Consider the following 13,738-nt stretch of genomic DNA (forward strand, 5'->3'; position numbering starts at 1 on the left):
GCGGCGGTTCAGTCCCTGAGGCGGTCGATCTGCCGGATCTTGTTGGTCGCGTCCAGTGCGGCGACCTTGTAGGACTCGGCGAGCGTCGGGTAGTTGAAGACGGCGTCGACCAGATAGTCCACCGTGCCGCCGCAGCCCATGACCGACTGGCCGATGTGGATCAGCTCGGTCGCGCCGGTACCGAAGCAGTGGACGCCGAGGAGTTTACGGTCGTCGGGAGAGACCAGCAGTTTCAGCATGCCGTGCGAGTCGCCGATGATCTGTCCCCGGGCCAGTTCCCGGTAGCGGGATATGCCCACCTCGAACGGCACGCAGTCCTCGGTGAGTTGATCCTCGGTCCGGCCGATGAAGCTGATCTCCGGGATGGTGTAGATGCCGATCGGCTGCAGGTCGTGCATCCGGTTCACCGGCTCTCCGCAGGCGTGGTACGCCGCCGTACGGCCCTGTTCCATCGAGGTGGCCGCGAGCGCCGGGAAGCCGATGACGTCACCGACGGCGTAGATGTGCGGCACCTCGGTGCGGTAGTACTCGTCCACGGTGATCCGGCCGCGCGGGTCGGCGGACAACCCCGCCTTGTCCAGGTCGAGTTCATCGGTGAGGCCCTGCCGTCCGGCCGAGTACATGACGGCGTCGGCGGGGATCTTCTTGCCGCTCTCCAGGACCGTGAGCGTGCCCCGGGCGTGGCGCTCGACGGCGGCGACGGTCTCGCCGAACCGGAAGGTGACGGCAAGATCCCGCAGGTGGTACTTCAATGACTCGATCACCTCGACGTCGCAGAAGTCGAGCATCGCGGAGCGCTTCTCGACCACCGTGATCTTGGAGCCGAGGGCGGCGAACATGGAGGCGTACTCCATGCCGATCACACCGGCGCCGACGATGACCATGGAGCGCGGCACCTGCTCCAGGTTCAGGACGTTGTCCGAGTCCATGATCGTCCGCCCGTCGAACTCGACGGTTTCGGGCCGCGCCGGACGCGTGCCCGTGGCGATGACGATGTGTTCGGCGCTCAACAGCTTCTCGTTGCCGTTCACCTCGACCAGGGCGACGGTGTGGTCGTCCACGAAGCGGCCGGTGCCGGCGAACAGTGACACATGGTTGCGCGAGAGCTGGCTGCGGATGACGTCGACCTCGCGATTGACCACGTGCTCGGTGCGAGCGGTCAGATCGGCGACGGTGATGTCCTCCTTCAGCCGGTAGCTCTGGCCGTACAGATCCCGCTGGCCGATGCCGCTGAGATAGAGGACCGCCTCGCGCAGCGTCTTGGAGGGGATGGTTCCGGTGTGGATGGAGACCCCGCCGACCATGTCGGGGCGGTCGATGACGGCGACCCGACGGCCGAGCTTGGCCGCAGCGATGGCGGCCTTCTGGCCGCCCGGGCCGGATCCGATGACAAGCATGTCGAAGTCGCGCACCCGCGGAGTCTGTCAGCCCGGCACCGCTTCCCGAAAGGGTGAACGGGTGATCAGTCGCCGGAGTGACGGATGAAGCGACGGCTCGCGGTGCCGCCACTGTCATCGCCCCGGCACTCCCGTGCCCGTGCGACAGCCCCTCCGTACGGTCACCGTCCGAGCCGACCGCCTCCGTCCCGGCCCGTCCTTCCCCCGCCACGCCCCTTTCCGGGCGACAGCCCTCCGTCCGGTGTCCTGCCCAGGCGGCGGCCATCCGTCCTGTCCCCCTTCGTGCGGCGGCGTCCGGGAAGGACCGTCGGACGTCAACGGCGGTCGGACGGACAGCTGTTGGCGTTCCGGCGGGGCGAAAGGAAAGGTCCGGGGAGCGGAAACTCAGCGGTGGGCGAACGCATGCCGGAATGGGGGCGCGGGCGTCGCCCGTGTGGGCTACATTCGGGAATCCTTGGCATCGGCGCCTCCGGGGTGAGGCCACGTCGAGGAGAATTCCGGAGCGGCGAATGCACCAGTCCCACCTTCCTCCACCGCCAACAGCACTCACCCAGGGGGGACTCGCCGACAGCCTCCGCGAAACGGCGCTCAGCACCCCTGATCTGCCGCAGCTCGCGCGCCGCGCCGAAGGTCGCTCGGGCGCCTGGACGCAGGTGACGGCGGCCGAGCTGTGGGGCGAAGTGGTCGACGTGGCGCGGGGGCTCGTCCGATCCGGAATCCGGCCGGGCGACCGCGTGGCCATCATGGCACGCACCCGCTACGAGTGGACGGTGCTCAGCTATGCCCTGTGGTCGGTCGGCGTGGAGATCGTGCCGATCTACCCGACGTCGTCGCACGAACAGGTCGCGTGGATCCTGAAGGACGCCCACTGTGTGGGCGTGGTGGTCGAGGACGAGCAGGGCGTCATGACGGTCGGCTCGGCGTGCGCCGCGCTCCCGTTCCTGCGCCATGTCTGGCAGTTGGACAACGGGGCGATCGCGCAACTGGTGGAGCGCGGCCGTGCGATACCGGCGACCGCGGTCGACTCGCTGCGCCGGATCGTGCTGGCCGACTCCACCGCGGTCGTCGCGTACACCTCGGGCACGACGGGACATCCCAAGGGCTGTGCCCTGACGCATCGCAGCCTGGCGAGCCCCTGCGACACGCTGCTCGAAGGCTGGAGACACACGGCGGCTCCGCCGGGTGTGCAGCCGGCCGTCCTGGCCTTCCTGCCCTTCTCCCATGTCTACGGCCTGATGGTCCAGGGACTCTGTCTGCGCGGCGGCATCCTGATGGGGCACGAACCGGATCTGAGGGAGGGGACGCTTTCCGAGGCGATGCTCACCTTCCGGCCGACCTATTTGTACGCCGTCCCGTCCGTGTTCGAGAGGATCTACAAGAACTTCGTGAAGGCGTCCCAACGGGCCGGTCGCAGCGCGCTGTTCGAGCGCGCCGTGCGCACGGCGCAGGACTTCGCCCTGGCCGAGGAACAGCAGCGGCTGGGCACGGGGACGGGCCCGGGCTTCGATCTGCGGCTTCAGCACTCCCTCTACGAGAAGACGGTGTACAAGAGGCTGCGCGGCGCGCTGGGCGGGAGGGTGGGCGGCGCGGTCTCGGGCGGCTCCCCGCTGAATCGTGAACTCGCCCTGTTCTTCGCGGGAATCGGCATCTTCATCCACGACGGATACGGGCTCACCGAGACCAGCGGAGGAATCACCGCCCAGCCGGTCGGGCGGGAGAAGTCCGGCACCGTCGGACGCCCCCTGCCGGGCACGGAGGTCCATGTGTCCGACGACGGGGAGATCCTCGTATGGGGGCCCTCCGTGTTCCAGGGCTACATCAACGATGCCGCGGCGACCACGTCCTCGTTCCGCAACGGCTGGCTGGCGACCGGGGACCTCGGCCGGGTCGACGCCGACGGATATCTGACGATCACCGGGCGCAAGAAGGACATCATCATCACCAGCGGGGGAAAGAGCGTGGCCCCCGCCGCTCTCGAGGAACGGCTGCGCGTCCACCCGCTCATCCATCAGGCGGCCGTCGTGGGCGACAACCGGCCCTGCGTGGGCGCCCTCATCACCCTTGACCCCGAGTTCGTCACGCACTGGCGCGCCTCCCGGGCCAAGGGCGAGACACCCGCCCGGGACGCACGCGAGGAGAACGAGCTGCGCGAGGAGGTCAGGCGCGCGGTCGCGGCGGCCAACACCACGGTGTCCCGCTCCGAGTCCATCCGGGTCTTCCGTGTCCTCCCGGAGCCCTTCGACCTGTCCAACGGACTGCTGACGCCCTCGCTGAAACTTCGCCGGGACGCGATCGCCCAGCGGTACGCGGCCGAGATCGAGGCGATGTATCAGACGTCGTCGCGGGTTCCGCGGGAGGCCGCGATCGGAGAGCCGTCGATCCTGGACGACTCGGACAACGTGTTCCGGTGATCGGGAGAAGGGCGGCCCACGGCGCGGCGCGGGACGTAGGTGCCTCCCAGGAGTGACCGCAGCGGCGTGACGCGGCGCCTGGTCCGAGGCTGCTCGGTGCTGTTCATGCGCCCACCTTGCGCCGGACCGGCCGGGCCGACCAGCCCCCTGCCTTGAGCAGGACCACCTGTCCTGGTACCGGCACCACCACGATCACCGGGAATACGGGGCTCCTCGCTCAGCCGGACCCGGTGGCGTGCGAAGCAGGCTCCTGTGCGCAGGGCAGCCGCAGGGTGAAGACCGTGCCGGTGCCGACTTCGCTTGCAACGGAGACGGTTCCGCCGTGGGCTGCGACGAGTTGCCGGACGATGTCGAGGCCCAGACCGCTGCCGCCGGTGCGCCGGCTGCGGGACTTCTCCGCCCGCCAGAACCGGTCGAACACGCTGGCCAGATCTGCGGGGTCGATGCCTGCGCCGGTGTCGGCCACCTCGAACACGACCTCACCGACCTCGTGGCGCGCGGAGAGGGTGACCGTGCCGCCGGCCGGGGTGTGGCGGGTCGCGTTGGACACCAGGTTGCCGAGCGCCTGCCGCATCCGTACGGGGTCCGCGTCCAGCCACGGCGTGCCGGCCACCTCGGTGACCAGCCGGATGCCGGCGGCCTCCGCCCCGACCCGGTGCGCCGCGGCGACCTGTTCGAGGAGTTCGTCGGCGCGCACGTCCTCGCGGTGCAGTCGCAGGGTGCCCGCGTCGGCGGCCGCGAGGTCCTGCAGGTCGTCGATGACCCGCTGCAGGACCACGGCCTCCTCGTGCAGGGAGGACAGCAGTTCCGGGTCGGGGTCGACCAGCCCGTCGCGGGCCACCTCCAGCCAGCCGCGGATGTTGGTGAGCGGGGTGCGCAGTTCGTGCGCGATGTCGCTGACCATCGCCTTGCGCTGCGCCTCCATGCGCTCGCGGCGCTCGGTCAGTTCGTTGAAGGCCAGCGCCAGGATGCCGGTCTCGTCCTGGGTGGTGACGGGCACCCGTACGTGCCGCTCCGGTGGTTGCTGCGCGGCCTGGGTCAGCGCGCGCAGGGGGCGTACGAGCCGGGTGGCGACCAGCGCGGTCACGGCCACGGTGAGGGCGAGGACGAGTCCGGCGACACCGAACACCTTCGCTTTGTTGGCCGCGGACATGTCGAAGCGGGGGACGGGCCTGTCCCCCGTGCCGAGGAAGAGTTCGGCGACCGGGGCGACGTAGGGGGCGAGTTGGCGGCGCCGGGCGTCGTCCACGCAGGCGTTCGTCGTCCGGGCCGGGGCGCCGTGCTGGTCGACCGCCCTCTTCCCGATCAGGTAGGGGGCCGGGGTGGCCCCGCCGGCGGCCTCCAGCGTCAGCGCCACGGGGTGGTCGAGGTGCACCTTGTGCCGATCGAGACACGTCCGGGTGAGCGCCGACAGCGCGTCCAGGGCCTTCTGTTCGGTCGGGGTGGGGGTGTTGAGCAGCCCGTCGGCGCACTCCGTCGGCACATAGCCGGAGTCGAGCCTCCCGTCCTCGTCCGTCAGGACGGTACGGCCGCTCGGCATCCGCTCCAGACGGGTCTGAATACCGTTGCGCGCGAAGCACAGTTGGCGCACCGTGGCCAGCTTGGCCACCCGCAGGCGCTCGGTCGCGGGCAGCCGGTACGGCCCCACCGCGCGGGGATCGACACCGGCGAGCTGTGCTCCGGGTTCCGTGGAGGTGTCGGTGCGCAGCGGGTCGACGGTCGCGGCGGCCCGGGGCGGCAGCGAGGTCCCGCGGGCCGCGGAGTCCGCGAACGGGGTGCGGTCGCCCGCGGTCAGGGCGATGCGCCGGCCCGTCCTGTGCGAGATCGTGCGCAACGTCCCGGCGACACCGGACCAGTCGGGATGGCCGGCCGCGTATCCGCTGAGCTGCCGGAGGATGTCCATGTCCTCGGCGAGCACCTGGCCCTGCTCCTCCTGGATGGCCCGGGTGGTGGTCTGCACCGCGAGCCAGGCGGTCGCGGCCACGGAGCACAGGGCGATGAGCACGGAGGTGATCAGCAGCCGTACCAGCAGGCTCCTGCGCAGGGGCATGGCGCGGCTCACGCCCGGTCGCCCCTGAGCTTGTACCCGACGCCGAACACCGTCAGCAGGCGCACCGGCCGGCGCGGATCCGCCTCGATCTTCTTGCGCAGGTTCATGATGTGCACGTCGATGGCCCGTTCGGTCGAGGCCCGGTCGATGCCCCGGGTGCGGTGCAGCAACTGCCGCCGGGAGAAGACCCGTTCGGGCTCGCCGGCCATCGCGAGCAGGATCTCGTACTCGCCCGGAGTGCAGTCCACCGGCGAGCCGTCGCACAGGACCGTGTGCCGCTCCGGGTCCACCGCGATCCCGGCCGCCCTGACGACGGGATCGCCCCGCTTCTCGCCGGCGGGCCGTCCGCTGCGTCTGAGCACCGTACGGATACGGGCCATCAGCTCGCGCGGACTGTACGGCTTGGTCATGTAGTCGTCCGCGCCGAGCTCCAGGCCGAGCAGTACGTCGTCCTCGGTGGAGCGGGCGGTCAGCATCAGGACGGGGATGTCACCGTTCTCCCGCAGCACCCGGCACACCCCGAAGCCGTCGACGACCGGGAGCATCAGGTCCAGGACGACGAGGTCGGGCCGGTGCCGCCGGACCTCGTCGAGAGCGGCCCCGCCGTCGTGGACCACGGTCGCCGTATGCCCCTCGCCCAGCAGCGAGCGGCGTATCAGCTCCGCCTGCATCTCATCGTCCTCCGCGACCAGCACATATGCGCACACGCGGCCGATGCTAGGGGCTGCGGGACACGAATCGGCCGGTGAGAGGGGCTTCCCACACCCTGACACCTTCCTCACATCCTCCGGGGACACTGCCGGTGGGCACGGGCCGACGAGGCCTCCCGAAGGCGTTCAGCGTGCCAGCGAGGCCGCGTCCCCCATGACCACCACGGGATGAAGGGCGGGGTCCAGAGCACGCATCAGTTCTTTCAGGTCGTCCTCGCGCAGACCGACGCAGCCGTGTGTGGGGCCTCCGTGGTCCACGTGCAGCCAGATGCCTCCGCCGCGGGCGGCGCCCAGCGGCCGGGTCCAGTCCAGGGGTGTGGTGCCGGGCCTGCGGTTGTAGTTGACGGCGACCACGTAGTCGAAGGAGCCGGACAGCGGCTCGCCCTCGAAGCCCGTGCCGGGGGAGGTGAAGGCGCCCGAGCGGTCGTACGGGAGCCGGGTGCCGGGGTCGGGCAGCAGCCCGCCGGCGTCCGTCAGGGTGAAGACGCCTATGGGGGATCGCAGGTCACCGGCGTGATGATGGTCGGTCCAACCCCTGAGGGCGTTGTGCGCGGGCCGGCTCGGGCCCGCCTGCCATCCCGCCTCCGTGCGCTCGTACAGGACCACGGTGGACAGCGGGGAGTTCCTGCCCCGGCCGGTCACCACGACGGCCTGACGGGTCCGCGACGGGACGGCGGCCAAGGTCCTGGGGCCGAGTCCCGGCAGCCGCTGAGGTGCCACGGCGTGCGAGGCGGTCGGCGCGGGGGCCGGTGTCGCCACGCCCTGGCGCGCCGGGGAGCCGTCGGCTCCGGGGCCCAGCCTCCCGGCCGGGCTGCCGCCGCAGCCGGCGAGCAGGAACGAGGCGGCGACGATCGCCGCCGGAACACGGTGTACGGGGTTGATCATGCGTCGACCCTGACCGACACATATGAGGAACTCGTCAGGTCTTCCATGGTTCGCCGCGTACCCCGGCTGCACCGGATCACCGGTGCTCGGGCGGATCATGAGAACCTCACCGGATCACGGTGCTCGGGCGGGTCACCCGAATCAGACCGGATCACGGATGCTTGAGCGGTCACCGAAACCCGGCGGTCACCGGTGCTCGGGCGGATCGCCTCGCTCGCTCGGATCTCCGGCCGTCCGCCGGCTCAGTCGTGATCCGGCGCATCCTCCGTGATCGTCACGCCCTCCGTGAACGGTCACATCACGCGGGAACGGGCACGTCACGCGTGATCGACCCGCTCATGCGGGGCGACGGCCTCCCTCGAGTTCACCCAGCCCAGCAGGGACACCGAGACGACCGCCGCGAACGCGCACCACGTCGAGACGAACTCCAGCTCCCACAGCGACCAGCAGACCGTCGCGCCCGCCGCGACCAGGATCCCGAGCAGCAGCAGCCCCCGGTCGCCGGACATGAGCAACGCGCCGACGGTGGCGAAGAGATAGCCCGCGATGACCAGTTCGTGCCGGGGCAGGTCGACGACATAGCCCATGGTGTGGCCGCGGATCTCGGCCCGCACGGGATGGACGGCCATGGCGTGCGCGAGCGCCGCTGCGGTGGCGATACCGACGGCCGACGGGAACAGCAGCCTGCGCCGGGCACGACGCGGTGCCGCGCACAGCACGCCCACCGGCACCCACACCGCCAGCAGCGGGAGGGCGATCACGGCCCAGGCCACGGTGGCGGGCCCCGTACCGCCACCGGCGTCCCAGACCCGCGATTCGACGATCTGGTGGGCGCCGAGCAGCAACGGCAGCGCGGCCAGCGGGAGATCCTGCCTGCGCCGCGCCCGGACGACACAGGCCACCCCGACAGCGGCGACACCGGCACCGGCCACCAGATCGGCCGTCGCACTCCAGCACATCGCGCCCCCTGAATCCGCCGCCACAAGATCCTGTCGTGCGGAACCCACGCTACGACGCCGTACGACCGGGCCCGGCATGGACATGCCGCAGGACGCTCGGAGGCCCTGCGCGAACAGGGCTTCCCGCGTCCGGAATGCGGGCTCGGCCGGCCGGTAAGTGCCCCGCAACGGCCTGGCACTTCATGAAGTTTCAACAAAGGTATCCGTACGGTCCGGTTCGCCCCTGTGCCAGGCCCACGAAGAGTGATTGGGTGGGCCCGGCCATGCCATCCAACACGCAGGAGAGCTCCGCAACCATGAGCACCCCGTACACCTTCGAATACAAGGTCGTCACGTTCCGAGAGTCGCTGATCGGCGACGCGCTGGACAGCGACAAGCTGGAAAAGGTCCTGAACAAGCACGCCGAGGACGGGTGGGCGCTCAAGGCGATCACGGCCGCGGACGTCAAGGGCCGCATAGGTCCCGGCGCCGTGGAGGGGCTGCTGCTCACCCTGGAACGCCCGCGCGGCTAGCCCTCGCGTGGTGCGCGCGGTGCCGAGGCGGGAGATGCTGTTGCTGATGGGACAGCGGATCCGCAGGTACTACTGACGCCGTCGGAGGCCTTCCGGCACGGAAGGCCTCTCACGGCTGAACTCACGTCCGGGAACCCGACGAGGGCCCCGCACCCCGCGCGACCGCTGCCGACCAATCGGGCCAGGACGGACGGCGATGAAGAGCGACGGAACACTCCACACCGGTGTCGTCACCAGCCAGTCGGTGTTCGGCGCACCGTGCTGGGTCAGCCTGACCACCCGCGATCTGCGGGCCGCCGAAGGCTTCTACAGCGCGGTTCTCGGATGGAAATGGTCCTCGGGCACCAGAATGGGTGACCAGTACCGGATCGCCCGTGTCGCCGGCATTCCGGTCGCCGGAATCGCCGAGGTCGGTTTCGTGGCGAGGACGGCCGTCTCCTGGACCCCGTTCTTCGCCGCGGCCTCCGCGGACGAGACGGTCTCCCGGAGCCAGGAGCGCGGCGGTACGACCGCGGTGGGGCCGATCTCGCTGCCACCGGGCCGGGTGGCGCTGCTGGCCGACCGGGACGGCGCGGTCTTCGGCATCTGGGAGGGCGAGCTGGTGTCCGGCTGGGAACGCTGGCGCAACGCGGCCCCCTCCTTCATTCGCCTGCACACCCGGGACGCCTTCGACGCCGCCATCTTCTACGGGGAGGTGCTGGGCTGGGCGTCCGCGGTGCCCGGCTGCTGCGAGGTCGACTACGAGGAGAACGAGGTCGTCCTGCGCAGCTTCGGCGACGTGGTGGCCCGGATCTACTCCGGCGCGGTAGGGGCCGCCCCGGACCCCGACCTCCGACCGCACTGGCAGATCCACTTCGCGGTCGACGACGTGGAGGCCTGCGTCCGCGCGGCCCGCCTCCACGGCGGCACCGCCCACCAGCAGGGCATCGGCTCGTTGGAAGCCGTCCTCACCGACCCCGACGGAGCCCGCTTCTCGGTGACCTCCCGGGCCGCCGGATGACACCGCGGACGGAGCCCTCGCAAGCCGCCCGCGGCGAAGTCGCCCGGCCCACGACGCGACGGATTACTCCGTTCGGGCTCCAATAGAGGATGACGGGATACCACCGGTACGACAGGCGCCGCCGACCCGCGTGGTCGCGCGGCGACCCGATGGAGGTCCGCGATGCCCACTGCTCTCCGGCTCCTGCACGCTCTCTCCCCCGAACACCGCGAACGGCTGATGAGCGTGGCCCGCGAGGTCTCCTTTCCCGCGGACGGGCCGATCTTCGAGGAGGGGGGCACCGCCGACCGCTTCTGGGTGGTCCGCTCCGGAACGGTCTCCCTGTACCAGCGGGTCATCGCCGAGAGACGGATCACCGTCGCACAGCTCGGGCCCGGCGACCTGCTCGGCTGGTCGTGGCTGTTCCGCCCGCACACCTGGGACTTCGGAGCCGAGGCCTTCAGTCCGGTGCGCGCCTACGAGTTCGACGCCGGCGAGGTACGGACGCTGTGCGACCAGGATCCGACGCTGGAGCTGTCGCTGACCCGGACGATCGGCGCCATCCTGGCCCACCGTCTCGAAACGACGCGGGCGGCGCTCATCGAGCACTACGCGCGCCGCGGGGGCGGCAGCTGAGGGACGCGGCCGAGGTCACGGGTTCCGGTCCTGCCCACTGTCGGACCCGGCTGCGACAGTGATCTCCATGAACGACATCCTCGATTCCCCGGACACCCCGGAATCCTTCGCGTTCCTGCCCGGCGCGGTCCACTCCCCCGTGATCCTGCACGTACCGCACTCCTCCCGGGAGATCCCGGCGCCGGTCCGTGCCGGCATCGTCCTCGACGACGCGGCGCTGGAGAGCGAGTTGGACCACATCACCGACGCGCACACCGCCGAACTGGCGGCTGCCGCGGCCGAGGCGGCCGGGCTGAGGCCGTGGCGGTTCGTCAACCGGCTGTCCCGGCTGGTCGTCGATCCCGAGCGCTTCCCGGACGAGCGGGAGGAGATGCTCGCGGTCGGGATGGGCGCGGTCTACACCGGCACGTCACACCGCGCGCCGCTGCGGTCCGCGGACTCCGATCCGCGGCCGCTGATCAGCCGCTGGTTCCACCCGTACGCGCGGGCGATGACCGCCGCCGTCACCGACCGGCTGGCCGCCACCGGGCGGGCCGTGATCATCGACATCCACTCGTATCCGACGGCCCGGCTGCCCTACGAGCTGCACGGGGACGGGCCCCGACCGCCGATCTGCCTGGGGACCGACTCCTTCCACACACCGCCGGAACTGGTCGCGCTCGCGGAGAAGGCCTTCTCGGGGCTCGGCGGTGTGGGGATCGACAGCCCGTTCTCGGGCGCGTACGTCCCCTTGCGGTACTACGAGCGGGAACCGGGCGTCGCGGCGCTGATGGTGGAGATCCGGCGGGACACGTACATGAAGGAGCCGGGCGGGCCGGTGGGCCCCGGGTTCTCGCGCCTTGTCTCGGCCCTGACCACGCTGGTGGACGCCGTGGGCGGGTAGACCCGGAGCGTCGACGCCGTGGGCGGGTGGCCAGGGAGGGCGCGACATCCTAGGGTCGGCAGTAAGCAAGCGCTCAGCCACCGATTCAGGGAGGGCACAGGACCATGCCGGTCGTCGACGCGTGGATGCAGCACCCCACTCTCCGTCACTCCAACCACGAGATGTTCGAGTCACTGCGCCGCTGGACCGGCATGAAGGTGCTGGAGGAGGAGATGCCGGTCGAGGTCACGGTGGCCGCGCTGGCGGCGGCCGACGTGGACACCGGTCTGTCCTCGGCCTGGTACGGACCCGGGGGCGCCCTGATCACCAACGACGAGGTCGCCGGATTCGTGGCACGCTCGGACGGCCGGCTGCGCGGGGTGGCGGGCGCCGACCTGACACGTCCTGTCGCGGCGGTCAGGGAACTGCGGCGGGCCGTCGAGGAGTTGGGCTTCGTGGCCCTGAGGATCATTCCGTGGCTGTGGCAACTGCCGCCCACCGATCGGCTCTACTACCCGCTGTACACCGCCTGCGCCGAACTCGGTATCCCCTTCTGCACCCAGGTCGGACACACCGGACCGCTGCGCCCCTCCGAGACCGGCCGGCCCATCCCGTACATCGACCAGGTCGCGCTCGACTTCCCCGAACTGACCATCGTCTGCGGGCACATCGGCTATCCCTGGACCACGGAGATGATCGCGGTAGCCGACAAGCACGCGAACGTGTACATCGACACCAGCGCCTACACCACCCGGCGCTACCCCCCGGAGCTGGTCGGGTATCTGCGCGGCCGGGGACGGCGCAAGGTCCTCTTCGGCTCCAACTACCCGATGATCGAACCGAGTCGGGCGCTGGAACACCTCGACGAACTGGGCCTGGACGCGGAGACGACCGAACTCTTCCTGTCGGGCAACGCCCGGCGCGTCTTCCGCCTTCCCGATCATTCGTAGATGCTGGAGCCGGACCAGCGTCAGACGTTGAGGTGAGGGCAGCCCGGCCATGGCTTTGCGGATCAGCGCCACCAACCCGGAGCACCCCGCGCTCCTGCTCGAACTGCCGTGGCAACTGCCCCTGGAGGAGTGGCCCGAGCACCTTCTGGTGCCGCTGCCACGCGGCATCTCCCGGCACGTCGTGCGCTACGCGCGCGCCGGGGACGAGGTGGTGGCCGTCAAGGAGCTCGCCGAGCGGCCCGCGGTGCGCGAGTACGGGCTGCTGCTCGGCCTGGACCGGCTCGCGATCCCCGCGGTCGACCCCCTCGCCGTGGTCACCGGCCGCACGGACGCGGCGGGAGGGCCGCTGGAGTCCGTGCTGATCACCCGGCATCTGGGCGGCTCACTGCCGTACCGGTCGATGTTCGAGACGACCATGCGGCCCGCCACCATGCACCGGCTGATGGACGCGCTGGCCGTCCTGCTGGTGCGGCTGCACCTCGCCGGCTTCGCCTGGGGCGACTGCTCGCTGTCCAACACGCTGTTCCGGCGCGACGCGGGAGCGTACGCCGCGTATCTGGTGGACGCCGAGACGGGCGAGCTGCACCCGCGGCTCAGCACCGGTCAGCGGGACTACGACCTCGATCTCGCCCGCGTGAACATCAGCGGTGAGCTGCTGGACCTGGAGGCGGCAGGCGCCCTGCACCCCTCGGTGGACCCGATCGAGTTCGGCCAGGAGATCTGCGCGCGCTACCGGGGCCTGTGGGAGGAGCTGACCCGCACCTCCGTCTACCCCGCGGGCAAGTACCACTACATCGACCGCCGCATACGCCGCCTCAACGACCTCGGTTTCGACGTCGCCGAGATGCAGATCGCGAGCTCCTCCAACGGCGACACCGTGACCTTCGTGCCCAAGGTCGTCGACGCGGGGCATCACCAGCGCCAGCTGCTGCGGCTGACCGGCCTCGACACCGAGGAGAACCAGGCCCGCCGGCTCCTGAACGACCTGGAGAGCTGGATGGCCACCCAGGACGACTACGCGCCGAGCGGCCCTCGCCCGGGCTCCCGGCCCGCTCCGGGCGACGGGCACCCGCAGGCCGCCCGGCCGGAGGTTCTCGCCCACCGCTGGGTGCGCGACGTGTTCCGGCCGACGGTCCGCGCGGTGCCCCAGGACCTGCGCGGCTCCATGGACCCGGCCGAGCTCTACCACGAGCTGCTCGAACACCGCTGGTTCCTGTCCGAGCGCGCCCAGCACGACATCGGCCTGGACGCCGCCGTCGAGGACTACGTCACGAACATCCTCCCCAAGGTCCGCGACCCCCTGCCGGCCCCCGCGGACGCGCCGGAGCCGCCCCGCGGGTACCCGGTTCCCGAGCAAAGGTGACCGATCGTACATACGATTGGCTGT

Annotated in this window: 12 protein-coding genes; 7 read left to right on the forward strand and 5 right to left on the reverse strand. The window is 70.9% G+C overall.

Annotated elements, in window-relative coordinates; translation table 11 throughout:
* Positions 1–8: 8 nt before the first annotated feature.
* Positions 9–1,412 (reverse strand): Si-specific NAD(P)(+) transhydrogenase, encoded by a 1,404-nt coding sequence (gene sthA / locus N4G66_RS24160; protein WP_261706269.1) that lies wholly within the window; start codon positions 1,410–1,412, stop codon positions 9–11.
* Between the two features lie 494 nt (positions 1,413–1,906).
* Here sthA and N4G66_RS24165 point away from each other — a divergent pair, with 494 nt between their 5' ends.
* Positions 1,907–3,808 (forward strand): AMP-dependent synthetase/ligase, encoded by a 1,902-nt coding sequence (locus tag N4G66_RS24165; RefSeq protein WP_261706270.1) that lies wholly within the window; start codon positions 1,907–1,909, stop codon positions 3,806–3,808.
* 217 nt (positions 3,809–4,025) lie between these two features.
* On the opposite strand, the gene N4G66_RS24170 is transcribed toward N4G66_RS24165, so the two are convergent.
* The 4 genes from N4G66_RS24170 to N4G66_RS24185 all read right to left on the reverse strand — a co-directional run bounded on the left by N4G66_RS24170 (position 4,026) and on the right by N4G66_RS24185 (position 8,412).
* On the reverse strand, positions 4,026–5,870 hold the full coding sequence (locus tag N4G66_RS24170) for a sensor histidine kinase (RefSeq protein ID WP_261706271.1): 1,845 nt from the start codon (positions 5,868–5,870) through the stop codon (positions 4,026–4,028).
* The gene (locus tag N4G66_RS24175; RefSeq protein ID WP_261706272.1) at positions 5,867–6,565 is read right to left on the reverse strand and encodes a response regulator transcription factor; all 699 of its coding nucleotides are present in this window, start codon (positions 6,563–6,565) and stop codon (positions 5,867–5,869) included. Before N4G66_RS24175 ends, N4G66_RS24170 begins: the two co-directional genes overlap by 4 nt.
* 129 nt (positions 6,566–6,694) lie before the next feature.
* Positions 6,695–7,453: a L,D-transpeptidase family protein gene (locus N4G66_RS24180; RefSeq protein WP_261706273.1), complete on the reverse strand. Its 759-nt coding sequence runs from the start codon at positions 7,451–7,453 to the stop codon at positions 6,695–6,697.
* Between the two features lie 317 nt (positions 7,454–7,770).
* Positions 7,771–8,412, reverse strand: a complete 642-nt coding sequence (locus tag N4G66_RS24185; protein ID WP_261706274.1) for a DUF6629 family protein — start codon at positions 8,410–8,412, stop codon at positions 7,771–7,773.
* A gap of 296 nt (positions 8,413–8,708) precedes the next feature.
* On the opposite strand from N4G66_RS24185, the gene N4G66_RS24190 reads away from it, so the two are divergent.
* The 6 genes from N4G66_RS24190 (at position 8,709) to N4G66_RS24215 (ending at position 13,714) form a co-directional block, all read left to right on the forward strand.
* On the forward strand, positions 8,709–8,924 hold the full coding sequence (locus N4G66_RS24190; protein WP_261706275.1) for a DUF4177 domain-containing protein: 216 nt from the start codon (positions 8,709–8,711) through the stop codon (positions 8,922–8,924).
* A gap of 196 nt (positions 8,925–9,120) precedes the next feature.
* On the forward strand, positions 9,121–9,924 hold the full coding sequence (locus tag N4G66_RS24195; protein ID WP_261706276.1) for a VOC family protein: 804 nt from the start codon (positions 9,121–9,123) through the stop codon (positions 9,922–9,924).
* 162 nt (positions 9,925–10,086) lie between these two features.
* Positions 10,087–10,539: a cyclic nucleotide-binding domain-containing protein gene (locus N4G66_RS24200; RefSeq protein ID WP_261706277.1), complete on the forward strand. Its 453-nt coding sequence runs from the start codon at positions 10,087–10,089 to the stop codon at positions 10,537–10,539.
* A 67-nt stretch (positions 10,540–10,606) separates the two neighbouring features.
* Entirely contained in the window at positions 10,607–11,422 is an 816-nt protein-coding gene (locus N4G66_RS24205; RefSeq protein ID WP_261706278.1) for an N-formylglutamate amidohydrolase, read from the forward strand.
* 104 nt (positions 11,423–11,526) lie between these two features.
* Positions 11,527–12,351, forward strand: a complete 825-nt coding sequence (locus tag N4G66_RS24210) for an amidohydrolase family protein (protein ID WP_261706279.1) — start codon at positions 11,527–11,529, stop codon at positions 12,349–12,351.
* Between the two features lie 49 nt (positions 12,352–12,400).
* A complete protein-coding gene (locus N4G66_RS24215; RefSeq protein WP_261706280.1) occupies positions 12,401–13,714 on the forward strand; it encodes a DUF4032 domain-containing protein in 1,314 nt (437 codons plus the stop codon).
* The last annotated feature ends 24 nt before the right edge of the window (positions 13,715–13,738 follow it).

This window comes from Streptomyces rhizosphaerihabitans, from assembly GCF_025399795.1.
In the GTDB taxonomy this organism is placed as follows: Bacteria; Actinomycetota; Actinomycetes; order Streptomycetales; family Streptomycetaceae; genus Streptomyces; species Streptomyces rhizosphaerihabitans.